At 72.9% G+C, this 23829-nt stretch carries 22 protein-coding genes; 5 read left to right on the plus strand and 17 right to left on the minus strand.

The features are described 5' to 3' along the window. Window positions 1-24: 24 nt before the first annotated feature. The gene (locus ACZ56V_RS13425) at window positions 25-1539 is read right to left on the minus strand and encodes a potassium/proton antiporter (RefSeq protein ID WP_398911682.1); all 1515 of its coding nucleotides are present in this window, start codon (window positions 1537-1539) and stop codon (window positions 25-27) included. 66 nt (window positions 1540-1605) lie between these two features. Continuing rightward, the gene (locus tag ACZ56V_RS13430) at window positions 1606-1896 is read right to left on the minus strand and encodes a DUF3040 domain-containing protein (RefSeq protein ID WP_467378988.1); all 291 of its coding nucleotides are present in this window, start codon (window positions 1894-1896) and stop codon (window positions 1606-1608) included. Window positions 1897-2194: 298 nt separating this feature from the next. On the opposite strand from ACZ56V_RS13430, the gene ACZ56V_RS13435 reads away from it, so the two are divergent. After that, complete coding sequence (locus ACZ56V_RS13435) at window positions 2195-2479, plus strand: zinc-ribbon domain-containing protein (protein ID WP_398911680.1); 285 nt, start codon at window positions 2195-2197, stop codon at window positions 2477-2479. Window positions 2480-2587: 108 nt separating this feature from the next. Next, window positions 2588-3670, plus strand: a complete 1083-nt coding sequence (locus ACZ56V_RS13440; protein WP_467378987.1) for a PucR family transcriptional regulator — start codon at window positions 2588-2590, stop codon at window positions 3668-3670. Between the two features lie 30 nt (window positions 3671-3700). On the opposite strand, the gene ACZ56V_RS13445 is transcribed toward ACZ56V_RS13440, so the two are convergent. Together ACZ56V_RS13445 and ACZ56V_RS13450 are read right to left on the minus strand one after the other, a co-directional pair. Beyond that, window positions 3701-5227 (minus strand): SPFH domain-containing protein, encoded by a 1527-nt coding sequence (locus tag ACZ56V_RS13445; protein ID WP_398911678.1) that lies wholly within the window; start codon window positions 5225-5227, stop codon window positions 3701-3703. Between the two features lie 68 nt (window positions 5228-5295). Then, window positions 5296-5805, minus strand: a complete 510-nt coding sequence (locus ACZ56V_RS13450) for a hypothetical protein (protein WP_468942043.1) — start codon at window positions 5803-5805, stop codon at window positions 5296-5298. A 233-nt stretch (window positions 5806-6038) separates the two neighbouring features. On the opposite strand from ACZ56V_RS13450, the gene ACZ56V_RS13455 reads away from it, so the two are divergent. Continuing rightward, window positions 6039-7910, plus strand: a complete 1872-nt coding sequence (locus ACZ56V_RS13455) for an NAD-binding protein (RefSeq protein WP_398911760.1) — start codon at window positions 6039-6041, stop codon at window positions 7908-7910. Between the two features lie 137 nt (window positions 7911-8047). Here the strand turns inward: ACZ56V_RS13455 and ACZ56V_RS13460 are convergent, their stop codons facing one another. After that, window positions 8048-9859, minus strand: a complete 1812-nt coding sequence (locus tag ACZ56V_RS13460; RefSeq protein ID WP_398911676.1) for a S9 family peptidase — start codon at window positions 9857-9859, stop codon at window positions 8048-8050. Between the two features lie 143 nt (window positions 9860-10002). On the opposite strand from ACZ56V_RS13460, the gene ACZ56V_RS13465 reads away from it, so the two are divergent. After that, complete coding sequence (locus ACZ56V_RS13465) at window positions 10003-10875, plus strand: SURF1 family protein (RefSeq protein ID WP_468942046.1); 873 nt, start codon at window positions 10003-10005, stop codon at window positions 10873-10875. Window positions 10876-10897: 22 nt separating this feature from the next. Here the strand turns inward: ACZ56V_RS13465 and ACZ56V_RS13470 are convergent, their stop codons facing one another. The 11 genes from ACZ56V_RS13470 to ACZ56V_RS13520 all read right to left on the minus strand — a co-directional run bounded on the left by ACZ56V_RS13470 (window position 10898) and on the right by ACZ56V_RS13520 (window position 20478). Next, a complete protein-coding gene (locus ACZ56V_RS13470) occupies window positions 10898-12196 on the minus strand; it encodes a hypothetical protein (protein ID WP_468942048.1) in 1299 nt (432 codons plus the stop codon). Further along, window positions 12193-12771, minus strand: coding sequence for a SigE family RNA polymerase sigma factor (locus tag ACZ56V_RS13475; protein ID WP_059301735.1), 579 nt, complete (start codon window positions 12769-12771; stop codon window positions 12193-12195). Before ACZ56V_RS13475 ends, ACZ56V_RS13470 begins: the two co-directional genes overlap by 4 nt. Window positions 12772-13255: 484 nt before the next feature. Continuing rightward, window positions 13256-14344, minus strand: a complete 1089-nt coding sequence (locus tag ACZ56V_RS13480; protein ID WP_356368654.1) for an aspartate-semialdehyde dehydrogenase — start codon at window positions 14342-14344, stop codon at window positions 13256-13258. Further along, the gene (locus ACZ56V_RS13485; protein ID WP_031042983.1) at window positions 14344-15621 is read right to left on the minus strand and encodes an aspartate kinase; all 1278 of its coding nucleotides are present in this window, start codon (window positions 15619-15621) and stop codon (window positions 14344-14346) included. The genes ACZ56V_RS13480 and ACZ56V_RS13485 overlap by 1 nt, the downstream gene beginning before the upstream one ends. A 211-nt stretch (window positions 15622-15832) precedes the next feature. After that, on the minus strand, window positions 15833-16411 hold the full coding sequence (locus ACZ56V_RS13490; protein ID WP_468942051.1) for a Uma2 family endonuclease: 579 nt from the start codon (window positions 16409-16411) through the stop codon (window positions 15833-15835). Window positions 16412-16461: 50 nt separating this feature from the next. Next, on the minus strand, window positions 16462-17445 hold the full coding sequence (locus ACZ56V_RS13495; protein WP_468942053.1) for a hypothetical protein: 984 nt from the start codon (window positions 17443-17445) through the stop codon (window positions 16462-16464). Window positions 17446-17736: 291 nt separating this feature from the next. Next, a complete protein-coding gene (locus ACZ56V_RS13500) occupies window positions 17737-17922 on the minus strand; it encodes a DUF397 domain-containing protein (RefSeq protein ID WP_468942056.1) in 186 nt (61 codons plus the stop codon). Beyond that, window positions 17919-18731, minus strand: a complete 813-nt coding sequence (locus ACZ56V_RS13505; protein WP_468942058.1) for a DUF5753 domain-containing protein — start codon at window positions 18729-18731, stop codon at window positions 17919-17921. Before ACZ56V_RS13505 ends, ACZ56V_RS13500 begins: the two co-directional genes overlap by 4 nt. Before the next feature lie 62 nt (window positions 18732-18793). Next, on the minus strand, window positions 18794-19453 hold the full coding sequence (locus tag ACZ56V_RS13510) for a DUF5063 domain-containing protein (protein ID WP_356368672.1): 660 nt from the start codon (window positions 19451-19453) through the stop codon (window positions 18794-18796). Next, window positions 19446-20045: a recombination mediator RecR gene (gene recR / locus ACZ56V_RS13515; RefSeq protein WP_007451877.1), complete on the minus strand. Its 600-nt coding sequence runs from the start codon at window positions 20043-20045 to the stop codon at window positions 19446-19448. The genes ACZ56V_RS13510 and recR overlap by 8 nt, the downstream gene beginning before the upstream one ends. 85 nt (window positions 20046-20130) lie before the next feature. Continuing rightward, the gene (locus ACZ56V_RS13520) at window positions 20131-20478 is read right to left on the minus strand and encodes a YbaB/EbfC family nucleoid-associated protein (RefSeq protein WP_398911668.1); all 348 of its coding nucleotides are present in this window, start codon (window positions 20476-20478) and stop codon (window positions 20131-20133) included. 269 nt (window positions 20479-20747) lie between these two features. Between ACZ56V_RS13520 and ACZ56V_RS13525 the strand changes: the two genes are divergently transcribed. Beyond that, window positions 20748-21509, plus strand: coding sequence for an SLATT domain-containing protein (locus ACZ56V_RS13525; protein ID WP_468942062.1), 762 nt, complete (start codon window positions 20748-20750; stop codon window positions 21507-21509). 25 nt (window positions 21510-21534) lie between these two features. Here the strand turns inward: ACZ56V_RS13525 and ACZ56V_RS13530 are convergent, their stop codons facing one another. Beyond that, window positions 21535-23745, minus strand: coding sequence for a serine/threonine-protein kinase (locus tag ACZ56V_RS13530; protein ID WP_468942065.1), 2211 nt, complete (start codon window positions 23743-23745; stop codon window positions 21535-21537). Window positions 23746-23829 lie beyond the last annotated feature (84 nt).

The raw sequence follows: 23829 nt of genomic DNA on the forward strand, positions 1-23829 counted from the left end.
GCCCGCCCTCACACGCTCACGCGCTCACGCCCCGGCGTGCTCCGACTCCGGAACACCCTGCTCGCCCAGCCAGCGGGCCAGTCGGCCGCGGCGGCCGACGGCGCGCAGCCGGCGTTCCGCCGCCTCCCGGACCCGGGGTGTGGTGATGAGCAGCAGCTCGTCACCGGCCCGCAGCACGGTGTCGCGGTCGGGTACGAGGCTGGTGCCGTCACGGATGACCAGGGTGACGACCGTCGGGTGCGGCAGCCGCAGTTCGAGGACGGTGACGCCGTGCAGGCGCGAGCCCGGCGGGACGGACACGGTGAGCAGGTCGGCGTCCAGCAGGTCGAGCGGCGCGGTCTCGACCTGGATCTCGCGCAGCGCGTCCGGACGGGTCACCCCCGTCCACCGGGCGACCGCGGGCAGCGTGGGCCCCTGGAGCAGGGTGAACAGGACGACGAGGACGAACACGATGTTCAGGGCGTCGCGCGCACCGGCGACCCCGGCCACGACCGGGAAGGTCGTGAGCACGATGGGCACCGCGCCCCGCAGACCCGCCCAGGAGATGAAGACCTGCTCGCGCCAGGGCACCCGGAACGGCAGCAGGCACAGCAGGACCGAGACGGGACGGGCGACCAGCAGCAGCACCAGGCCCACGACCAGTGCGGGGACGATCGCGGAGGGCAGTTCGGTCGGGTCGACGAGCAGCCCTAGCATGACGAACAGGCCGATCTGGGCCAGCCAGCCGACGCCCTCGGAGAAGGAGCGGGTGGCCGCGCGGTGGGGCAGTTTGGCGTTGCCCAGGACGAGCCCGGAGAGGTAGGCGGCGATGATGCCGCTGGCGCCCAGCGCTCCGGCGGCGGCGAAGGCGATGACGCCGAAGCCGACCGTGGCCAGCGGGTACAGGCCGGTCGCGGGCAGGGCGATGTGCCGCAGCGCCGCGACGCCCAGCCATCCGATCGCCACGCCCAGGACGCCGCCCACCACGAGCTGGAAGAGGAGGTTGCCCACGACGGGGAGCGGTCCCGGCAGGCCGGCGGTGGTGGAGAAGAGCAGCACCAGGATGATGGTGGGCGCGTCGTTGAAGCCGGACTCGGCCTCCACCAGCACGCTCACCTTGCGCGGCAGCGGCAGGGCGCGCAGTACGGCGAAGACGGCGGCGGCGTCGGTGGAGGAGACGATCGCGCCGATCAGCAGGGCCAGCCGCCAGTCGATCCCCAGCAGCCAGTGCGCGCCCGCCGCGGTCACCACGACGGAGATCGCCACGCCCACCGTGGCGAGCACACCCGCGGGGGCGAGCAGGCGCCGCACGTCGCTCCACCGGGTGGTCAGCCCGCCCTCGACCAGGATGAGCGCGAGGGCGGCGGCGCCCAGGGCCTGCGCCAGCTGGGCGTCGTCGAACCGCAGGCCGAGACCGTCCTCCCCGGCGACGAGGCCGACGCACAGGAACAGCAGCAGGCTGGGCAGCCCGATGCGGTGGGCGGCGCGGGCGGCGGCGATGCTGGCGAGCAGCACGGTGCCGCCGATCAGCAGCATCACGTACAGCTCGGAGAGGGTCATCGAGCGGGCTCCGGGCCGTGCGCGGCCCCGGCCACGGCCACGGCCACGGCCATGTCCACGGTCGGGTCAGGTCCCGGACGGCGGGCACCGGGTGCCGCGCTCGCGGCGGTGCGGGTCGAAGAGTTCACCGGCGACACCGGCGAAGACCAGCCCGGCGGCGATGAGCAGCCCGTGGGCCAGGAACATGCCGGTGACCAGCGCGCCCAGGGCGACGGCGAGCAGCGTCCAGGCCCGGTGGTAGCGGTACTCGCGCGGGCGGCGGGGGCGGCCGTCGGCGAAGGCCCTGGCGAACTCGGGGTCCTCGCGGTGCAACCGGTTCTCGATCTCGGTGAGCCTGCGGTCTTCGGGTACGGGCATGGGGTCCTCCTCCCGACGCGGGGCCCCGGGCGGGCGACGCGGTCAGCGGGGCGGGCCATGTGCTCTCCTTGCGGGTGGGACATCCCGATCGCACCGGGACCGAGCGGCCGGGTAAGGGGAGTGGGCTCCAGAGTCGCCCGCGCGGGCGGGTCCGGGCCATCCGGGACGGCACCCACATCCGGCGGCGCGTGACCTGTAGGGGGACGGGTGGGGAGACGTGTAGGGAGACGTGTTCCGTCCGGGGGAAGATCTGGGTGTCCTGCGCACTCGCAGGGGCCGACCGGGAAGGACCCAGCTCGTGATCATCTTCGGCACCAAGGGATACCTCTACCAGCTCGCGATACTGACGCTGGTGTGCGGCCGGTGCGGCAACCCCGCCGCGCACACGCTCAGGAAGCGCGTCACGAAGTTCACGCTGTTCTTCGTGCCGCTGTTCCCCTTCTCCACGAAGTACGCGACCCAGTGCACGTTCTGCGGCGCCGAGCAGCAGGTGACCAAGGAGCAGGCGGAGCAGCTCCAGGCGCAGGAGATGGGCGGTCAGGCGTACGGGCCGTCGGGGCAGCAGCCGTACCAGCGGCCATAGGGACACCTGCCGCGCTCTCCCTCGCGCATTGCCGGGTTCCGGCAGTGTTGACTACCCTCACGTTGCCGGACTCCGCGCACCGGGCGTGAACGGCAGGGGAGGCGCGGGGTGACGGACCTGCAGACGGACCAGCGGGAGACGTACCTGACCGGGTACGCCGAGATCCTGGCGAAGGTCGCCGGCACGGGGCGCCGGCTGACCCGCGACGAGCTGGAGGAGCGGCGGCTCTTCGGCGAGCAGGCCGCGGAGGCGGGACACAGTCTGCGCAGTCTGGTCCGGCTGCACCTGGACGCCACGCGCGCGTCCTGGCCCGGCGGCGGTTCGGCGGTCTCCGGTCCGGACGTCACCGGTACCGTGCTCGCCGCCGTCGCCCAGGCCGTGGACGCCTTCGCGGAGGGCTACGAACGCGCGCAGCGGCTCGCCGTACGCCAGGAGGAGGCCGCGCGGCGGGAGTTCATCGACGACCTGCTCTACGGGCGCAGCGATCTCGGCCGTCTCGCCGAACGGGCCGAGCGCTTCGGCCTCGTCCTCTCCCGCGCCCACGCCGTCGCGGTGGCCGAGGGGCCCGAGGCGTACGACGACACCGCCCCGGTCACCCGGATCGTGGAGAGCGCGCTCATCTCCCGCTTCGGCGACCGGCGCATCCTGATCACCACAAAGAACGGGCAGCTGATCTGCATCGCGCCCGGCGACCAGGACGACGTCCTGTCCTTCTTCGCCAAGCAGGCCTACGCCGCCACGGACGGCAGCAGGGTCGCCATCGGGCGCCCGCAGAGCGGCGCGGGCGGCGTGGTGCACAGCTACGAGGAGGCGCTCAGCACCCTCGAACTCGCCGACCGGCTGGGGCTGGAGGAGCCCGTGGTGCGCGCCGCCGACATGCTGGTCTACCCGGTCCTCGCCCGTGACCGGCAGGCGATGGCCGACCTGGTGCTGAGTGTGCTGGGTCCGCTGCGCGAGGCCCGCGGTGGTGCCGGGCCGCTGCTGCGGACCCTGGAGGTGTACTTCGACGCGGGCTGCACCGCGGCCGAGGCCGCCCGGCGGCTCACGCTCAGCGTGCGGGCGCTCACCTACCGGCTGGACCGCATCCACCAGCTGACCGGGGCGAACGCCTCCGACCCGGTGCACCGCTACACCCTGCAGACCGCGGTCATCGGAGCCCGGCTGCTGGGGTGGCCCGACCAGGAGATCTGACCGGGCCACCGGGGCCGCCCGCGCTCCGGGTCAGCCGGTGATCTCGACCTTGCCGTTGCGCTGGTCGGGGCCGCTGTCCGGCTCCGCAGCGCCCTTCGCCGTGATGTTCTTCAGCAGGGCCGCCAGGTCGACGCCCGTGGTGGAGCCGAGCAGTTCCATGCCCTGCGCCACGTTGTCGGCGACCGTACGGGACAGCCGGCTCGCGCCGTCCGTCGAGATGACCGTCATCTTGTCCACGGCCGCGAGCGGCTCGGACGCCTTCGCCACCACCTGCGGCAGCACCTCGACCAGCATCTGCAGCACGGCGGCGTCGCCGTACCGGTCGAAGGCGTCGGCCTTCTTCTCCATCGCCTCGGCCTCGGCCGCGCCCTTGGCACCGATCGCGGCGGCCTCCGCGTCGCCCTCGAGCCGTACGGCCTCGGCGATCGCCGCACGCCGGGCCCGCTCGGCCTCACCCTGCCTGAGGCCCTCGATGGCCTCCGCCTCGGCCAGCGCGCTGCGCCGCTGCTTCTCGCCCTCACCGGTGAGCCGGGCCCGCTCGGCCTCGGCCTGGGCCGCGGCGATACCGGCGGCGCGCTCGGCCTCGGCCTGCTTCACCCGGGCCACCCGGCGGGCCTCGGCCTCCTGCTCGGCCTCGTACCGCTTGGCGTCGGCGGGCTTGCGGACCTCGGTGTCCAGCTGGCGGTCCTTCAGCGCGGCCTGCCGCTCGGCGACCTTCTCCTGCTCGGCGAGGATGTCCTGCTGCCGGGCCGCCTCCGCGAGGGGGCCCGAGGCGTTGGCGCGGGCCGCGGCCTGGTCGGTCTCGGCCTTGATCTCGGCCTGCTTCAGGTAGAGGGTCCGCTGCGCGACCGCGATCTCCTCCTCCGCCTTCAGCCGCGCCTGCTCGGCCGCCCGCCGGGCCACCGCCTCCGCGATGTCGGCCTCCTGCTTCGCGCGGGCCGCCTCGGGACGGCCGAGATCCTCCAGGTAGGAACCCTCCGTGGTGATGTCCTGGATCTGGAAGGCGTCGAGCACCAGGCCCTGCCCGGACAGGCTCGCCTCCGCCTCCTCGGCCACCTGACCAGCGAACGCGGCCCGGTCCCGGATGACGTCCTCCACGGACATCCGGCCGACGATCGCGCGCAGCGCGCCGGACAGCACCTCCTGCGTGAAGCCGACGATGCCGTCCTGCTGCATCAGGAACCGCTGGGCGGCGGCGCGTATCGCGTCCTCCGTGCCCCCGACCTTGACGATCGCGACACCCTCCAGGTGGGCCTTCACCCCGCGCAGCGTCACCGCGCCGCGCACGGCGACCGGGATGTGCCGCGAGGAGAGGTCGAGGGTGAACCGCTGCTGCACGAACGGCACGACGAACACGCCGCCGCCGACCACGACCTTCTGGCCGCTGTTGTCGGTGAAGACGCGGCCCGTCTCAGGATCGGTGGACTTCTTGCCACGCCGCCCCGTGACGATGAACGCCTCGCTCGGGCCGGCCACCTTGTACCGGCTGACCACCACCAGCGCGAGCAGCACCAGGAGTACGACGACCCCCAGCACCGCGATGACGACAGGACTCATGACAACGCCCCCGATTCACAGAGAGGTACGGACGGACAAGAACAGGAAGAAGGGGCCCGCGGGGCCGTTCAGCGGTCCACCGGGCGGACCACGACCGACGTCCCGGTCGGCGCCGCCTCGACCCACACCTCGGCGCCCCGCGCCACCGGCACCGCGCTGCGCGCCGCGCACTTCAGCGGCTGGCCGGCGAGCCGGAGCAGGACCTCGCCGTAGCCGTCCGCCGGGATGGCGGTGACGACCTTGCCCGACGTGCCGACGAGGTCGTCGGTACGGGGCGCGACGGCCGTCTGGTCGCGCATCAGGGCGCGGCTGAAGCGGTACGTCAGCCAGCCGGCCCCCACTCCGGCGACCGCGCCGGCCCCGGCGGCGCCCGCGGGACCGGTCCAGCCGGTGCCGAGGGCGATGGCGCCGGCGAAGCCGGTCATCGCCGTGAACCCGGCGACGACCGGCAGCGACATCCACCCCTCCAGGACGCCGTCCAGCGCTCCCCCGAACGCGCCTTCCAGCACTCCGTCGAAGACCAGCGACAGGGCGAGCAGCACGACCCCCGTGATACCCAGCCCGAGAAACCAGGCCATGCGTGCCGTCCCCCTCTCGCCCGTCGCTGAGCTTCGGTGAGAGGAATCGTCACACGCGGCGCGACAGCGGGTCATTGCCGTGTTCCGGCAATCTTTACGCGTCTTTGATGCCGCCCTCGGTCGATTCCGGCGCTGCCGCAACCGCAGGCGGTGCCTGTACTGTCCTTCTCCAAATGGGGACTCATACGGGGAGCGTTCCGAACCAGGTTCCGCAGAGCGACGGGTACGCGCACATGGTGGTGTGCGGAGACGACGGGCTGGCCCACCGGCTGGCCGCCGAACTGCGCGGCGTCTACCGCGAACAGGTCACTCTCGTCGTCCCGCCCTCCGTGCGCCGGGTGCGTCAACCGGTCGTCGGGCGGGCCCGCGCGGCCTCGGCGGCCCTGCTGGACATGGTCAACGCGGCGGTGAACCGGACGGGCAACGGCGACCCGGGCGGCGCCGGCCGCGAACTGGAGGCCACCGAGCCGACCGAGGACGTGCTCGCGGAGGCCGGTGTCGAGCGGGCCACCGCGCTGGCGCTCGTGTACGACGACGACGAGACGAACATCCGCGCCGCCCTGACCGCGCGCCGGCTCAACCCCCGGCTGCGACTGGTCCTGCGCCTGTACAACCGGCGGCTGGGCCAGCACATCGAGGAACTCCTCGACCAGAGCGCCGCGCTGGCCACCGGCGACGGCCCCGGTTCCGGGACCGGGTCCACGACCGTGCTGTCCGACGCCGACACCGCCGCGCCCGCGCTGGCGGCCACCGCTCTCGTCGGCACCGGCAAGGTCGTCGAGACGGACGGCCTGCTGCTGCGTGCCGTCGAACGCGACCCGCCCCGGCCCGGCGAGGTGGCGGACCCGGGGCTGTGCACCCTCGCGCTGCTGTCGGCGACGAGCAACGACCCGGCCGGGGCGGACGGTTCGGAGGGCAGCGGCGAACAGGGGCCGCGGTTGCTGCCCGACGAGGCGGCGGTGCGGGCGGCCACCGGACGCGGGACCGTGGTCCTGGAGCAGGTGTCGTACTCCGGGCCGGCGCTGCCCGCCGGGCGGGCCGGGGTGCCCGCCTTCGGGGAGCTGTTCTCGCGGCGGCTGCGGTGGTCGCTGGCCGGTCTGGCGGCCTGCGTGGTCGGCCTCGCCGTGGCGCTGATGCTGGTCACCGGCGACCATCCCCTGCACGCCACCTACGTGACCCTGCTCGACCTGTTCTCCATCAACGAACCCGCGCACAACGACGACGTCGGACGGCAGATCCTGCAACTGCTGTCCGGCTTCGTCGGACTGCTGCTGCTGCCCGTCCTGCTGGCCGCCGTGCTGGAGGCGCTCGGGACCTTCCGCAGCGCCTCGGCACTGCGGAAGCCACCGCGCGGGCTGGGCGGGCACGTCGTCCTGCTGGGTCTCGGCAAGATCGGCACGCGGGTCCTGACCAGGCTGCGGGAGATGGACATCCCCGTGGTGTGTGTCGAGGCCGATCCCGAGGCGCGCGGCATGGCGACCGCGCGGCGGCTGCGGGTGCCGGTGGTGCTCGGGGACGTCACCCAGGAGGGCGTCCTGGAGGCCGCCAAGATCCACCGTGCGCACTCGCTGCTCGCGCTGACCAGCGTCGACACGACCAACCTGGAGGCGGTGCTGTACGCCCGCTCCGTACGGTCGCGGCTGCGGGTGGTGCTGCGCCTGTACGACGACGACTTCGCGACCGCCGTGTACCGCACGCTGCGTGCCGCACACCCCCGCGCGCTCACCCGGAGCCGGAGCGTGACGCACCTGGCGGCGCCGTCCTTCGCCGGGGCGATGATGGGCCGCCAGATCCTGGGGGCGATCCCCGTGGAGCGGCGGGTGCTGCTGTTCGCGGCGGTGGAGGTGGCGGGGCATCCGCAGCTGGAGGGGAAGACGGTCGGGGAGACGTTCCGGGCGGGGGCGTGGCGGGTGTTGGCGCTCGAGGTCTCCGACGGTGAGCGGGTGGAGGACGTTGCCCCGGAGGGCGCGCGGCAGTCGCGGTTGGTGTGGGAGCTGCCCGAGACGTATGTCCTACGGGGGTCGGACCGGGTGGTGCTGGCGGCGACTCGGCGGGGGCTGGCGGAGTTGCTCGGGCGGCGGGCGCGGCAGCGGACGGACGTGTAGGGGCGCTGCCCCTACGACCCCGCCAGGGGGCTCCCCCCCGGGGACCCCCGGCCTGTGCCCACCCTCCCCCACGCTCGGCTGCGCTCACGCGGGGGACCCCCGTCCCGACTCGGTCGGCCGAGGAGGCCGAGCGGCCACTACGCCTTCGGCAGATGCCTCCTCGCGAAGTCCAGTTCCAGGGCGACCTGCTTGATGCGTTCGTCGACGACCAGGGAGCCGTGGCCCGCGTCGTAGCGGTAGACCTCGTGGACGGCGCCCCTGGCCTCCAGGCGCTTGACGTAGTTCTCGACCTGGCGGATCGGGCAGCGCGGGTCGTTGACGCCCGCCGAGATGTAGACCGGGGCCTTGACCTGGTCGACGTAGGTCAGCGGGGAGGACGCCTCGAAGCGCTCGGGGACCTCCTCGGGGGTGCCGCCCAGCAGGGTGCGGTCCAGGGCCTTCAGGCCCTCCATCTCGTCGTGGTACGCGGTGACGTAGTCGGCCACCGGCACGGCCGCGATGCCCAGCGTCCACGCCTCGGGCTGGGTGCCGACACCGAGGAGGGTGAGGTAGCCGCCCCAGGAGCCGCCGGTGAGGATCAGGCGCTCGGGGTCCGCGAGGCCCGAGGTGACCGCCCATTCCCGCACCGCCGCGATGTCCTCCAGCTCGATGAGGCCCACCCGGTGCTTGAGGGCGTCGGTCCACGCGCGGCCGTACCCGGTGGAGCCCCGGTAGTTGACGCGGACCACCGCGTACCCGTGGTCGACCCAGGCGGCCGGGCCCGCGGCGAAGGAGTCGCTGTCGTGCCAGGTCGGGCCGCCGTGGATGTCGAAGACCGTCGGGAGCGGACCGGCCGCCCCGGCCGGCTTCTGGACCAGGGCGTGGATGCGGCCTCCCGGCCCCTCCACCCACACGTCCTCCACCGGCACCGAGCGGGGCGACTTCATGCCGGGCGGGTCCAGGACGACGCGGCCGGTGGTGGAGCGGACGGCCGACGGCTCGGCGGCCGAGGACCACAGGTACTCCACGCTGCCGTCCGGGCGGGCCGTGGCCCCGGAGACGGTGCCCGCGGGGGTGTCGATCTCCGTCAGACCACGCTCGGCGAAGTCGTAGCGGAACAGCTCGCTGCGGGCCTCGAAGCCGTGCACGATCAGCAGGGCGGAACCGTCCGGATACCACTCCGCGCTCACGTCGCCCGGCAGCTCCAGCGCGAGGTCGGTCTGCTCCCCCGTCGCCACGTCCCACACCAGGGGCTCCCAGCGGCCCCGGCGCTGGTGGCCGATGAGCAGGCGGGTGTCGCCGTCGACCGGCGCGAAGCCCAGGACCTCCAGGCCCAGCTCCCGCTCGCCGCCCTCGGTGTCGTCCAGCTCGGCGACCGTAGTGCCGTCGGGGCGCAGGACGCGCAGCGCCGAGTGCATGGCGTCGCCGTGCTCGGTGTGCTCGATCGCGATCAGGGAGCCGTCGTGGGAGAGGTCGCCGACGCCCGCGGACTCGCGGTGCCGGTAGATCTCCACCGGGGCGCCGCCGTCCCCGCGCGCGAGGTGGATGGTCGTGCCGTCCTCGTCCGTCGAGCGGCCGATCACCGCCGTGCGGCCGTCCCGGCCGAGGGCGAGGCCCGCCGGGTAGGAGGGGTCGAGGCCCGGCACGGCCTCCTCGTCCTCGCCGCCGGCGAAGGGCTGGCGGCGCCAGACGCCGAACTCGTCGCCGTCCTTGTCGTCGAACCACCAGATCCACTCGCCGTCCGGCGCGAGCACACCGTCCGTGGTGCCGTTGGGCCGGTCCGTGACCTGGCGCTGCTCGCCGCTCGACCGGTCCCATGCGTACAGCTCGTACGTCCCCGTCGCGTTCGACACGAACAGGGAGCGGTCCGGGGCGTCCTCGGCCCAGTCGGGCAGCGACACCCTCGGCGCCCGGAACCGCTTCTCCCAGTCATCCATGTCCGGCGGAACGGACCCGTTGCTCTCAGTCATGGCCCCATATTGCCCCGACCCGGCGACAACGCGCAGAGGAGATCCCCAGCCTGTGGACAACCTCCCCCGGGCCGCTCCCGCGCGACCATGTTTTCCACAGCCCCGCTGCGGGGCCGTCGGGCGCGCACCGTACCGTGGAGGGCGTGTACCGGTTTCTGCTGACGCCCCGATGGTGGGGGATCAACGTCTTCGTCGTCCTGGCCATCCCCTTCTGCATCTTCATGGGTTCCTGGCAGCTCGGCCGGTTCGAGGACCGGGTGCAGGACCACGAGACCGCCACCACGCAGCACGAGTCGGCCCGCCGGGAAGAGGCGCGCCCGCTGACCGAGCTGCTGCCCGTGGACAAGGCGACGGTCGGCAAGCAGACCACCGTGACCGGCCGGTACGACGATCAGCTGCTGGTCCCGGAGCGGAAGCTGGACGACCGGGAGGGCTTCTACGTCCTCACCCTCCTGCGCACCGACGGCGGCGAGGCGCTGCCGGTGGTGCGCGGCTGGCTGCCCGGTGAGCCCGACCCGGCGAAGGCCCCGGCTCCGCCCACCGGCGAGGTCACCGTCACGGGGGCGCTCCAGGCCGCCGAGTCCCCCGGCAGCGACGGCGTCAGCGGCCGCTCCGGCTGGCCCGCCGGGCAGACCGGCGCGATCAGCGCGGCGACACTGCTGAACCTGGTGCCGTACGACGTGTACGACGCCTGGGTCACGCTGAACAAGGGCGACTCCGGGATGCGGGCCGTGCCCGTGAGCGCGCCGCAGAACACCGGGCTCGACCTGAAGGCCTTCCAGAACCTCGGCTACACCGCCGAGTGGTTCGCCTTCGTCGGCTTCGTGATCTTCATGTGGTTCCGTCTGCTGCGCCGCGAGGTCGAACTCGCCCGCGACGCCGAGCTGGGCCTGGTCGAGCAGGACGACGCGGACGAGGCGGCCGGGGCCGGCGGAGAGAGCGGGACGCCCGGAGAGTCCGGGGACGGGGCCGACGGGGAGAAGGCCGACGGGGACAGGGCGGGGCTCGTCTCCTGACCGCGGGGCCACCCGCCCGGGGCTACGCCCCCGAGCCCGAGTCCGCCAGCAGCCCCGTCCAGTACACGGTCCCCACGCACGCGTTGGACACCGTGGCCGTCGCCGAGCCGGAACCGCCCTCCGGCGTGTAGGTCACCGCCACGCTCCCCTCGGCCGGACCGTCCTCGGTGATCAGCTGGGCCGTGGGCCCGGCCTCGCCGCCGCCCTCGGAGGTGCCGCCCGCGGCGGTCGTGTCCCCGGTGGGCGAGGGTTCGGCCGTGGGCCCGCCGGTGCCGCCCCCCGTGGTGCCGCCGGTGGTGGGACAGGTCTCGGAGGGCACCCAGGCGAACTGCACCTCGTACGCGGCGCCCGGCGCCAGGGTCAGCGAGGCGGCCTCCAGCGACGGGTCGGGCAGTCCGGCCGCGGCGTCCCCGGCGGCGTGCCGCGCGGTGCCGACCCGGGCGGCGTCCGCGGCGCCCAGCGAGGCGGTGGCCACGCTGCCGGGGCCCGTGACGGTACAGCCGTCCGAGGAGACGTTGGTGACCCGGAAGGAGCCGTAGACCACGCCCGTGGAGTCGGGGGCCGCGCTGCTCGCGACGGCCGGGCCGAGCGATCCGGGCGCGCACGCGGGGATGTCGGCGGGGCTGCTGGCGCTGGGGGCGCCCGAAGGAGCCGAGCCCGTCGCGGCACCGGACTCCTTGCCGCCGGGCGTCTCCTTGGGGCCGGCCTTGTCCTTGCCCTCGGCGGTGTTCCCGGAACCTGCGATGCCGCTCTGGCCGCCGGCCGGGTCCTTGCCCTGGGAGGCGCCGCCCTGGGCCTGGGAGGCGTTGCCCGCGACGGACGGGTCGGCACCCGCGCCGGGGGAGTTGGAGACGTGCACGAGAGCCGGGACCGCCGTGCCGAGGAAGAGGGCGGCGGCCGCGACGCCGACGACCGCCTGGCGCTTGCGGGCCCGCCGGGCGGGCACCGCGCGCCGCAGATGCTCCAGGGTGCCGTCGCTCGGCTCCATCTCGCCGACCGCCCGGTGCAGCATCGCGCGCAGCACGGCCTCGTCGGTGGCGGGCCCGTCGGCCCCCGGATCGTCGGGGCCCTGTGCGGCGGGGCCGTGGTTCACAGTTCCGTTCCCAGCGTGCGTGTGTGTCTGCTGCTCTCGCCCGGCCGGTCCGGCGGGCGCGTCCTGCCCTTCACGGGCGTCCGGTCGCGGGTCGTGCCGCTCGCGGGCGTCCGGTCGCACGTCCTGCCCTTCCCGGGCATCCGGTCGCACGTCCTGGCTCTCCCGGGCGTCCGGTCGCGGATCGTGCTCCTCCCGGGCGTCCGGTCGCGCGTCGTGGCCGTCGCTCATGCCGGGGCCTCCATGGCCACCCTGAGCGCCGCGATCCCGCGCGACCCGTACGCCTTGACCGAGCCCAGGGATATGCCGAGCGTCTCGGCGACCTGGGCCTCCGTCATGTCGGCGAAGTAGCGCAGGACCAGCACCTCGCGCTGCCGGCGCTGGAGCCCCTTCATCGCCTTGATGAGGGAGTCGCGCTCCAGCTGGTCGTAGGCGCCCTCCTCCGCGCTCGCCATGTCCGGCATGGGCTTGGAGAGGAGCTTGAGGCCGAGGATGCGGCGGCGCAGCGCCGAGCGCGAGAGGTTGACGACCGTCTGGCGCAGGTACGCCAGGGTCTTCTCCGGGTCGCGGACGCGTTTGCGGGCCGAGTGCACCCGGATGAAGGCCTCCTGGACCACGTCCTCGCAGGAGGCCGTGTCGTCGAGGAGGAGGGCGGCGAGGCCGAGCAGCGAGCGGTAGTGCGCCCGGTAGGTCTCGGTGAGGTGGTCGACGGTGGTACCCGCCGCCGCCACGTCCTCTTCCGCGCCGTCGCGCTGGTTCGATATGCGGGCCGGCCGCGCTGCGGGCATCGGCGCGATCACCGGCATGCCACCGGCCGGGCCGGCCACACGGGGACGGACGGACCGGACGGGGGGACGCAGAGCCGCGCCCCGCGTGCCTGCGGTGAATTCGAGAACCTCTGCCACGCCAGTTGGACACGCTCGACCCCGTGAGGGTTGTACGTGCCGGGCGTCACGTTCCCGTGTCCGTCGGACAGCCGTCTGGGCGGCCACCCGGCTGACGGTGCGTCATAGGCCCTCATCGTCCGCTCTTCCCCTGTGTCCCGTGTGAACGGGCGTCCCCACGCCCGTCCTCGGCGCCCCCGCGCCGAACCACGCCCCGCGCCCTGAATGGGTGACCGCAAAGACGCTCCCCGCCGCTCGCGCGGTTGCGGAGGGCGGGGAGGAAATCCTCTGACGGCACGGGTGCCCGGTACAAGTAGTCCGGACCAACTTCCGGATCACATCTCGTCCATGGATTCTACAAACGAAACCCACAGCGCCCAGGGGCTTTTGCCCAGCCGATCCCGGTTCAGCCGAACTCGGCCGCGACCAGTTCGGCGATCTGCGCGGTGTTCAGAGCGGCACCCTTGCGCAGGTTGTCCCCGCATACGAAGAGTTCGAGCGCGGTCGGATCGTCCAGGGCCCGGCGCACCCGGCCGACCCAGGTCGGGTCGGTGCCGACCGCGTCGGCGGGCGTCGGGAACTCCCCCGCGGCCGGGTTGTCGAAGAGGACCACGCCCGGCGCGGTGGCCAGGATCTCCCGGGCCCCCTCGACGGTGACGTCGCTCTCGAAGCGGGCGTGCACGGTCAGGGAGTGCGTGGTCACGACGGGGACCCGTACGCAGGTCACGGCGACCGGCAGCCGCGGCAGTCCGAGGATCTTGCGGGACTCGTCCCGCACCTTCATCTCCTCCGACGACCAGCCGTCCTCCCGCAGCGACCCGGCCCACGGTACGACGTTCAGCGCGACCGGCTCCGGGAACGGCCCGGTGTCGTCGCCAACGGCGCGCCGTACGTCACCGGGGTGCGTCCCCAGCTCCGTACCGGCCACCAGCGACAGCTGCCGGCGCAGTGTGTCCACGCCGTCCCGTCCGGCCCCGCTGACCGCCTGGTACGAGGAGACGACCAGCTCGCGCAGCCCGAACTCGGCGTGCAGCGCGCCCAGCGCCACGATCATGGACAGCGTCGTGCAGTTCGGGTTGGCGACGATGCCGCGCGGCCGCATCCGCACCGCGTGCGGATTGACCTCGGGCACGACGAGCGGTACGTCCGGGTCCATGCGGAACGCGCCGGAGTTGTCGACCACCACCACGCCCTTGGCGGCGGCGATCGGCGCCCACTGCGCGGAGACCTCGTCGGGCACGTCGAACATGGCGACGTCGACCCCGTCGAAAGCCTCTTCGCTCAGCGCGACGACCTCGACCGCCTCCCCGCGCACGGCCAGCTTGCGGCCGGCCGAGCGTGGGGAGGCGACGAGGCGGATGTCGCCCCATACGTCCGCGTGCTGGGACAGGATCTGGAGCATGACCGAGCCGACGGCGCCGGTCGCGCCCACGACGGCGAGCGTGGGCCTGCCGGTACGGCCGCCGTCCGGGCCGGTGCCTTGCGCGGCGGACATCAGCGTCCGGTGCCCCCGTAGACGACGGCCTCGTCGCGGTCGGAGTCCAGCCCGAAGGCGGTGTGCACGGCGCGCACGGCCTCGTTCACGTCGTCCTTGCGGGTGACGACCGAGATGCGGATCTCGGAGGTCGAGATCAGCTCGATGTTCACCCCGGCGTCGGAGAGCGCGGTGAAGAAGTCGGCGGTGACGCCGGGGTTGCTCTTCATCCCGGCGCCGACCAGGGAGATCTTGCCGATCTGGTCGTCGTAGCGCAGCGAGTCGAAGCCGATGCCCGGGCGGTTCTTCTCCAGCGCGTCGATGGCCTTGCGGCCCTCGCTCTTGGGGAGCGTGAACGAGATGTCCGTGAGGCCGGTGGAGGCGGCGGACACGTTCTGCACGACCATGTCGATGTTGACCTGGGCGTCGGCGATGGCGCGGAAGATCGCGGCCGCCTCGCCCGGCTTGTCGGGCACCCCGACAACCGTGACCTTGGCCTCGGAGGTGTCGTGCGCGACTCCGGAGATGAGGGCCTGCTCCACGTGCTTTTCCCCTTGCTTGATCGGCTCGCTGCTCACCCACGTGCCCTGCAGTCCGCTGAAGCTGGACCGCACGTGGATCGGGATGTTGTACCGGCGGGCGTACTCCACGCAACGGTGGAGCAGCACCTTGGAGCCGGAGGCAGCGAGCTCCAGCATGTCCTCGAAGGAGATCCAGTCGATCTTCTTCGCCTTCGGCACCACGCGCGGGTCGGCGGTGAACACGCCGTCGACGTCCGTGTAGATCTCGCAGACGTCCGCGTCGAGCGCGGCGGCGAGGGCGACGGCCGTGGTGTCGGACCCGCCGCGGCCCAGCGTGGTGATGTCCTTGCTGTCCTGGCTGACGCCCTGGAAGCCGGCCACGATGGCGACGTTGCCCTCGTCCACCGAGGTGCGGATGCGCCCCGGCGTGACGTCGATGATCCGGGCCTTGTTGTGGACCGAGTCGGTGATGACTCCGGCCTGGCTGCCGGTGAACGACTGGGCCTCGTGACCCAGGTTTTTGATCGCCATGGCCAGCAGCGCCATGGAGATACGCTCTCCGGCGGTCAGCAGCATGTCGAGTTCGCGCCCGGCAGGGATCGGGGATACCTGCTCGGCGAGATCGATCAGCTCGTCCGTCGTGTCGCCCATCGCGGAAACGACGGCGACCACCTGGTTGCCGTTCTTCTTCGCTTCCACGATCCGCTTGGCGACGCGCTTGATGCCCTCGGCATCGGCTACGGAGGAGCCTCCGTACTTCTGCACGACAAGGCCCACGTGCGCTCCTCGCTCAATCCGTCTCTTTCCGCACGTACGTATATGTACTGCGGTCGGCTCATTTTACCGAGCGTCCGGGTTTCCCCCCTGCGGTATCGCATGGTGAGACCCGGGTACTCGCTCAGGCTGGCTCATGCCCATCCCGGAACGGGTCACTCGGGAAAGTGCGGTGTGTCACACGTTCACAAGTGGCTTCCGGCCGCGTGGAAAGTCAGTCCGCCAGTTCCTTGAGGGGCTCGGTGTCGAGGGTGATGTCGACGGGGGCGGGGAGGTGCACGGGGGCGCCGAAGGCGCTGTTCTCCTGCTTGCGGTAGCGATCGTCCTTCGGCTCGGTGAACACCGTGACCGTGCAGTCGTCCCGGTCGACCAGGAGGTAGACGGGGATGCCCGCGGCGGCGTACGCGTCGGGCTTCTCGACCCGGTCACGCTGGTTGGTGTCGGAGTCGTACGACGTGATCTCCACGGCCATGAGCGCCCCCTCGGCCTCGGACCACTCACCGTGCCCTTTCAGGCCACCCACTGGCACCAGCACACCGTCCGCGCGGGCTCGTCCCTTTCGGCATTTTTCCGTCTGCAGACCACTCTCCGCGTGCAGCCACAGGCCGGGCCGATGCTGCATGCACACCCGTTGCAGCCACGCGATCATCTCGCGGTGGTTGCCGTCCGCCATGGGCTTGACCACGACCTTTCCATGGATGAATTCCAGCCACACGGACTCCGGGGCATGGCGTTCGAACTCCTCGAACTCCTCGACGGACATCTGGGGCCGGTGCTCGGTCCTGGGGGTCATGGCGTCGCCTCCTCGACACCATGGTGCCCCGACCTGCACCTCCCGCACGCTCACAGCGCCCGCTCCGGCCTCGGCGGCAGGCCGGCCGCCGCGCGTACCTCCGCCGCGCGGCGGGGGACGTCCACGACCTCGTACACCGCGTCGGGGGCGGCCAGGAACGTGTCCGGCACGTACCCGGCGTCCAGCAGACCGGCCTCCTCGGCGGCCACGGCCGCCTCGAACTCGGCGTGGCAGTCGGGGCACATGCCGTCCTTGATCTCCACCGTCCGCTCGTCCGCGTCGCAGTCCATGCAGGCCATGACCGCGCGGGTCACACGGGCCCGGCGCGGGGCGGGCTTCTGGCGGATCTTCGCCTTCTTCGGGGGCATCCTGTTCTCCAGTCGGTTGCGGGCGAGACCGCCCGGGTTGTTCACGGTCGCGGGAAGGCCGTCGGTCACCGCGCGGGTGATGTCCTGGGGCGTCGACCCGCGCGTCAGCCACTCCTCGGCCAGGGACGCGAGGGACCGGCAGTCGGCCTCGGACAGGTGCATGCGGGGTTCCGCTTCGCGGATCGCGGCGAGGGTGAGGTACGAGGTCCTGGACTCCGGGTCCGCCTCGGGCCCGGTGCGCGGCTCGGGTTCCGGTTCGGGCAGCTCGGGCTCGTCGGTGCGGGCCAGGCCGGGGCGGAGGTCACCGGGTACGATCCGGCCGTTGCGCTGCCGCGCGAACTCCTCCCACCACGCCGCCGACCTGCGGGTACGCGACCAGTACGTCCGGGTGACCCACCGCATCGTGTTGTCCTCGACGGTGAGGTGCTCCCTGATCCAGCGCAGGTGGCCGGCCTGGCTGATGCGGCCGAGGGACGTGCGGATCGCCTGCTGGCCATAGCGCGGGTGCTCCGCGGCGAGCACCTTGTGGCCCATCGCCTGGCCGTCGTCGAGGTGGTCGACGAAGACGGCGATCTCCGCCTCACGTGGGCTCAGGTGTGCGAAGTCCGGGTCCGCGTGCGGGTCTTCGTCGCCCGCAGGGCGTTTTCCGTAGCCCGGATTGGCCATGGGGTGAGACGGGGAGGGCAGGGCGGTACTAGGCTTGGCGCAAGCCACCATCGAAACCTCGACTGTTCTTCGATGCGTCGGTTAGGTCCCGGATTGGTGTTCGCAGCACCGCCGGGGCCGACTCATTTGCCGGTCATATGCCGCGAACCTAGAGCGGCTTGACACAGCGGCGCAAGCTGATCACAGAACGTCACTCTTACGAGGTACGACGCCTCAACTCACGTTCAGACTTGGTTGGTTGGGTATTTCAACCAGACCAGAAAACCAAGGGAAGAGCTCGGGTCCCGGGGCTCAAGCTCCGGGCTGAACTGCGGCGATGAACGCCGCCCAGGCGGGGGCCGAGACCTGCAGCTGGGGGCCCGTCGGGGCGGACTTGGAGTCGCGGACGTGTATCGCGCGGCAGCGCGCGACCTCTACGCAGGCTCCGCCTTCGTTGTCGCTGTAGCTCGACTTGACCCACTTCAACTGGCTGCTCACGGCTGATTCACCATCCGCTTGATGAAACGGGCAGACTCATCGGGGTCGAGAGCCCGCGTGCGGATCATGCTTAGTCGCTCGGTCACCCGGCTGACAACACCCGCATCAGCCGAAAGTTCGCTGGCGAACGCGCCCTCCATGAAGGCAACCCGCTCGTGGTCCTGCCCTTCCACCAACACCATGGGGCCCATCAGCGCATCACTGAACGCCTGCCCGAAGGGAAGTACCTGCAACGCGACATGGCGCAGTCGGGAGACTTCCAGCAAACGCTCCAGCTGCTCCTCGTCCACCAACGGGCTTCGCAGCACGGCCTCATACAGAACGAAGCTCAGCCCCACGGGAGGCTTCCGTTCGGTGAGGATCTCCTGTCGCTCCATCCGGGCGGCAACCCGCTCCTCCACCGACTCTTCGTCCAGCGGCGGAATACGGTTGTCGATGAGCCCCTGCGCGTACGCCTGAGTCTGCAACAGACCCGGCACCAAGGCGACTTCGTACCACCACAAACTCGTCGCCTCCCGCTCCCGCTCGATGAAGTCGACGGCCCGCGCGGAGTACCGCTCCCTGCGCACGTACTCCTTCGCCGCGCTCAGCATCCCCTGCGCGCCGCACAGTTCGTCCGCGATGTCGAGGAGTCTGGGTGACGGCATCCGTACGCCGCGTTCCATGGACGCGATGGTGTCGGGGGCGTAGTTGGCCGCGGCGGCCAGGGCCTCGCGGCTGACGTTGGCGAGGGAGCGCCAGCGTTTGATCTGGTTTCCGCTGTAGCACCAGGCCGCGGGTGGCTGGGAGTTGCTGTTCGGGTTCGGCACGGCGCCCACCTCCGACTGCTCGCTGACTACCGAGCGTAGGCGATGGAGGTGCTCTGTGTGACCTACTTCACCGGGCGCAGGCCCAGCGGGCCCGCGATCTCCTGGACCATGACGCGGCCGGCCTCCGACTCCAGGGCGTCGTCGCCGAGGTCCTGGTCGGTGTCCAGGCCGTCCAGCTCCTCCAGGGGCTGGTTCAGGCGGACGTGGGCGACGACCGACTGGAGGGCGCGCAGGGTCGCGGAGGCGGTGGAGCCCCAGTTGGAGAAGTAGGAGAACTGCCACCACCACAGGGCCTCCGTGGTGCGGCCGGCCTTGTAGTGGACCATGCCGTGGCGGAGGTCGGTGATGACGTCGGTGAGATCGTCGGAGATACGGGCCGGGACCGGGGCCTTGCGCGGCTCGTAGGGGTCGAAGACCTCGGAGTAGACGTCGATCGGGTCGAGGAGGCGGGCCAGGTTCTCGCGGAGCAGGTCCACGTCCAGCTCCGGGCCCGGGTCGGGCTCGTAGCGCTCGTCGGGGACGATGTCCTCGTGGGCGCCCAGGCGGCCGCCGGCCAGCATCAGCTGGGAGACCTCCAGGAGGAGGAAGGGGACGGCCGAGTCGGGCTCGTCGCCCTTCGCCACCTCGGTGACGGCCACCAGGAAGCTCTCGATCTGGTCGGCGATCTGGACCGCGAAGTCGTCCGGGTTCTGGTCGGTCGCGTGCAGCGTGGCGTCAGACATCTAGGAGTCGTCTCCCCTCGAAGGCGCGGCCGAGGGTCACCTCGTCCGCGTATTCCAGGTCGCCGCCCACCGGGAGGCCGCTGGCCAGGCGGGTGACCTTGAGGCCCATGGGCTTGATCATGCGGGCGAGGTACGTGGCCGTGGCCTCGCCCTCCAGATTCGGGTCCGTGGCCAGGATCAGTTCCGTGACCGTGCCGTCCGCCAGGCGGGCCAGCAGCTCACGGATGCGGAGGTCGTCGGGGCCGACCCCGTCGATCGGGCTGATCGCGCCGCCGAGCACGTGGTAGCGCCCGCGGAACTCGCGGGTGCGCTCGATGGCGACGACGTCCTTGGGCTCCTCCACCACGCAGATGACGGAAGGATCACGCCGGGTGTCGCGGCAGATGTTGCACTGCTCCTCCTGCGCGACGTTCCCGCAGGTCGCGCAGAAGCGGACCTTGGCCTTCACTTCCATGAGGGCCTGGGCCAGCCGCCGTACGTCGGTCGGCTCCGCCTGGAGGATGTGGAAGGCGATCCGCTGCGCGCTCTTGGGACCGACGCCGGGCAGCCGCCCGAGTTCGTCGATGAGGTCCTGGACCACGCCTTCGTACAACGGACTGCCGTCCTTCCTGAGGTTCGTGCACTACGTACGGTAGATGGCTTCGGCCGGTCTGAGAAAGGCGAACCGGGGAGACGGTTCAGAACGGCAGGCCGGGGATGCCGCTGCCGCCGCCGCCCAGTCCCTCGGCGAGCGGGCCGAGCTTCTGCTGCTGGAGGGTCTGCGCGTTCTCGTTGGCCGCCTGGACGGCCGCGACGATGAGGTCGGCGAGGGTCTCGGTGTCCTCCGGGTCCACCGCCTTCGGGTCGATCTTCAGGCCGCGCAGCTCGCCGGAGCCGGTGACCGTGGCCTTCACGAGGCCGCCGCCCGACTGGCCGTCGACCTCGGTCTGTGCCAGTTCCTCCTGGGCCTTCGCCAGGTCCTGCTGCATCTTCTGGGCCTGCTGGAGCAGCTGCTGCATGTTGGGCTGGCCACCACCGGGGATCACGTTCAGCTCCCATCAGTCCGGTCACGACGGTTTTGCCGTTCGGCACGAGCCTACGTGGTCCGGGCGGCCCTCGCCCCAGCACTCTTTCGAGTGATGCGGCGGGAGCCCTATACCTGATCAACGCCCTCTTCCGGGCGGAAAACCGGCGGAACCCGGCTCTTCGCCACCCATTGGGCGGTAGGAAGGGTTCCGGCGCAGGGTTCCGGCGTATGAGTCCTCGCGGACGGCGAGCGGTACGGCGAGCAGTGGCGAGCAGTAGGGAGTGCCGGGTGGGTCAGCCGGAGATGCAGCCCGAGGGGCCGCCGCGGGACGGTCGGGACGGCGAGGGGGTGGCCGGGACGCGGCCGGGCGACCTGACCGGGCGGGCGTTTCCCCACGGGGACTGGGCGCTGCCCGCCGAGCGGCTGGACGAGTTGTACCGGTGGGTGGAACGGGGTGCGCTGGACACGGTGGCCTGGTATCTCGCGGACCGGGTGGGGAAGCGGCGCGCCGCCGTGCTGCTGCGGGGCGGGGCTGCGGTGGGCGCGGCCGCCGGGGCGGCGCTGCCGCTGCTCGACCTGTCCGGGGCGGTGGGCGGGGTCGCGCCCTGGGGGTATCTGGCGCTGCTGTGGGCGGTGGCGTGTGTGGCGGGTGACCGGTATCTCGGGGTCACGGCCGGGTGGATGCGGGACGTGGCCACGGCTCAGGCGGTGCAGCGGCGGCTCCAGGCGTTCCAGTTCGACTGGGCGTCGGAGAGCGTGCGGGAGGTGCTGGGACCGGCGGACGGGACGGCGAGCGAGGCGGCGGAGCGGTGCCTGCTGGTGCTGCGGCGCTTCTCGGAGGACGTGACGGAGCTGGTGCGAGGGGAGACGGCGGACTGGATGGTGTGCTTCCGCCCGGGTCCCGCGCCGCTGGGACCGCACGCCGCGGGGGCGGCCGAGGGGCCCCGGCCGGACAGTGGGGGCGCGGGCGCCGGCGGCCGGTTCCCGGTCCCCCCGCAGAACGGCACCCGTCCGAACATGCCCCGCCAGCGCCCGCCGGAGCCCCGCTGACCCCCGGCGGCGGGATCGCGTCCCCTCACTGGCGGGTGTAGACCAGGGACTCGCCGGTGTCGTCGTTGGTGCGTTCCAGGCTGCCGTCCGGCAGCAGGGTGAGCGTGGTGGACCCGCCCGGGGCGCAGCTGCCGGAGGGGCCGGTCCTGACCTGGGACGGGCCGAGCCGCAGCGGCCCGTCGGCGCTCGGCCGGGCGGTGAGGGCGGCGTCGAACACGCAGTGGTAGCTACCGGTGTCCGTCGGGCCGTCCGCCACGAGGGTCAGCACCGTGTCGCCGACCTCGCCCTGCGTGATGGTCAGCTTCCGGGGGTGAGTGCCGGAGGCGTTGTCGATGGTGGTCGTCCAGTCGCCGACGTACCCGGCCGGGACGGTGCCCCCGTCGGCGGCCGGGGCGGTCGAACCGGTCGAGGGCGACCGGCCCGCCGTCGGATCGGAGGGTCCCGGCGAGCCCGACCCCGGGTCCTGCGGCGCGCCGGTGGACTGCGTGGGCGTGTCCGCGCGGTCGTCGCCGTCCCCGCGCATCAGGGCGTACACCGTGCCTCCCGCGCCCAGCGCGACGACCAGGGCGACGACGATCAGCAGCGCGGTGGAGCGGGCGGTCCGGGCCGGCTCGTGCGGGGGGCCGTACGGCGGTCCGTACGGGGGCGGGGGCCCTTGGGGCGGGGTGGTGCCGAGACCGCCGCCGTACGGGTGCTGGTACCCGGGCTGCGAGGCGTGCCATGCCGGGGCCGGCGCGTACCCGGGGGCGGGCGGCCCGGAGTGGCCGTGGGCGGCGGGCGGGGGCGTCGGCGGATGCCGGCCCGCGACCAGGGTGGGGAGGTGGTTCAGCGGGGCCCCGTCGCCACTGCCCGGCTCACGCGGGGGCGGCGGACCGTCGGGCGCGGAGCCGCCGGACCCGGGATCCTCGGGCGCGGGACCGCGGGACGCGGAGCCACCGGAGCCGGGGCCGCCGGGGCCACCGGACGCGGAACCATCGGAGCCCGGGCCGCCGGACGCCGGGGCGCCGCCCGGAGCAGCGCCCACGGCGCCGGGGCCCGCACTACCGGGCCACGCCCCGCCAAGGGCCGGGCCGCTCGGGCCCTCGCCACTCGGGCTCATACCGTCAGGCCCGGCACTACCAGGCGCCGCACCATCGGGCCCCGCACCGTCATGCGCCGCACCACCGGGGCCCGCGCCGCCGGGCCGCCCACCGTCGGCTCCCGCCGCACCGGAGCCCGCACCGCCGGATTCCGCCGCACCCGAACCCGCGCCCCCGGCGCCCGCCGCGGCCCCGGCCGCGCCCGGCGGTTGCGGGGTGTCCGCGGGGTCCGGGGCTTCCGGGTTCTCCGTGTCCAGCAGGCGGACCGCGTGGCGGCCGAGTTGGGCCACCAGTGCGCTGGGCAGCCACGGGTCGCGGGAGCGGCCGCCGGTGACCGTGTCCTGCGCGCCCGTGCGCTCCAGGACCTCGGCGAGACCCGGCCGCGCGGCGGGGTCCTTCCGCAGGCAGTCGCGTACGAGGTCGGCGATGCCCTCGGGCACGCCCTCCAGGTCGGGCTCCTCCTGCGCGATGCGGAACATCAGGGCGTGCACACCGCTGTTCGCGGCGCCGAAGGGCAGCCGGCCCGTGGCGGCGTAGGAAAGGACCGAGCCGAGGCAGAAGACGTCGCACGCGGGCGTGACACGGTCGCCGCGCACCTGCTCGGGCGCCATGAAGCCGGGCGAGCCGACGAGCGCGCCGGTGCGGGTCAGGCCGCCGTCGGACACCGTCTGCAGGGCGCGGGCGATGCCGAAGTCGATGACGCGGGGGCCGTCGATGGTGACCAGGACGTTGGACGGCTTGAGGTCGCGGTGGATGATCCCGGCGGCGTGGATGTCCTGGAGCGCGTGCGCCAGACCGGCGCCCAGCGTGCGTACCGAGCGTTCCGGCAGCGCGCCGTGGTCGTGCCCGACGACCTGCTGGAGGCTGGGCCCCGCGACGTACCCGGTGGCCACCCACGGCACGGCGGCCTCGGTGTCCGCGTCCAGTACGGGCGCCGTCCAGTAGCCGCCGACCCGGCGCGCGGACTCGACCTCCTGCCGGAACCGCTCGCGGAACTCCTCCAGCGCGGCCAGCTCCTCGCGCACCAGCTTCACGGCGACGGTGCGCCCGCGGTCCGAGCGGGCCAGATAGACGTGGCCCATGCCGCCCGCACCCAGCCGGCCCAAGAGCCGATAGACCCCGATGTGCTGTGGGTCCCCGTCCCCCAGACTCCGCATGCTGCGCCGCCTTCCCCCCGAACGTGAGCAACAGAACGTGAGCAACAGGGCGAGGATAGTGCGGGGCGGCCCCGCGGTGAGTCG

The sequence above is a fragment of the Streptomyces sp. NPDC034099 genome (assembly GCF_055575415.1).